Origin of the sequence: Cyclobacterium qasimii M12-11B (assembly GCF_000427295.1) — a bacterium.
Classification (GTDB): domain Bacteria; phylum Bacteroidota; class Bacteroidia; order Cytophagales; family Cyclobacteriaceae; genus Cyclobacterium; species Cyclobacterium qasimii.
Map to the genome: position 1 here is coordinate 1 of NZ_ATNM01000039.1, position 1,052 is coordinate 1,052.

General features: G+C 42.1%; 1 pseudogene. It reads right to left on the reverse strand.

Features of this window, described 5'->3' with window-relative positions:
• Nucleotides 1-530: 530 nt before the first annotated feature.
• Nucleotides 531-1,052 (reverse strand): annotated as a pseudogene (locus ADICYQ_RS31080) (hypothetical protein); the annotation flags it as partial.

Genomic DNA, 1,052 nt, shown 5'->3' on the forward strand with positions numbered 1-1,052 from the left:
GAAACGGCAAAGAAATAGACGAAAAAATTAAACTGGATCAAAAAGAAGAGAAAACTTCGTAAGACATAATGCCTCAGGCCGTAAAAGCGGTCTGAGGCTTTTATTAGATAAAAGACCTAATTGTTCTATGAAACTTTCTGACGAGATATCCGTATATCATACAGATTGACATCATTCACATCAGATGCTAGAAACATCGTTTGCTAGGAGGCATGAACATGAAAACCGTGGGACTGAGTATGATCTGCGCAGGATTGGCTTTTCTTTTGTTGAGCTTTCTTCTCTCTGAATCGACGTTGACGTGGGGAATTGTATTGGGTACCAGTATTCTATTAAACATAACTGGTACGGCTCTAATCATGCGTTTCTTTAAAGCCCCCCAATATAACAGCTGACATGCAGCAAAGCCGAGGACGAAATCTTTAAGTTTTGCTGTTTTATTAAGCATGACTGAACCGCAGTACAAGCTCACAATCTCTTCTTTACCCAATTTCCATATATCTATCAGCATCTTTTGCTTTAGATCGTGCTCAGAGCATAAAAAACCCCCCTGTACCGTAACGGACAGGGGGTTTGAGGTTATGACATATGCTGGTCTCTATAGAGTCTTTTATTTCAATTCCATACGATTTTTGGACGATGTAAAGCGGCCTGTCTTTGGCTTCATCGTAGATTCTGCCGATATATTCGCCGATCACGCCCAAAATCAGAAGGACAATGCCGCTGAACAGGAGCTGGATCACAATAAGTGATGACCAGCCGGTAATCGTGCTGTCTGTGAATAGCTTCAGATACAGCACGATAAACATATACAGAAATCCAGCACCTGACATTAAAATCCCCGCATAGCTTGCCAGCTTCAGCGGTTTATGTGAAAATGTCGTGATGCCGTCCATTGACAGCTTCAGCATTTTCTTGAGCGGGTACTTTGTTTCTCCGGCGAGCCTTTCATCACGTACATACTCGACCGCTGTCTGTTTAAAGCCCACCCAGCTGACTAGCCCTCTTACAAATGGATTTTTTTCTTTAATCTCTTCATTTTCATCACAGAC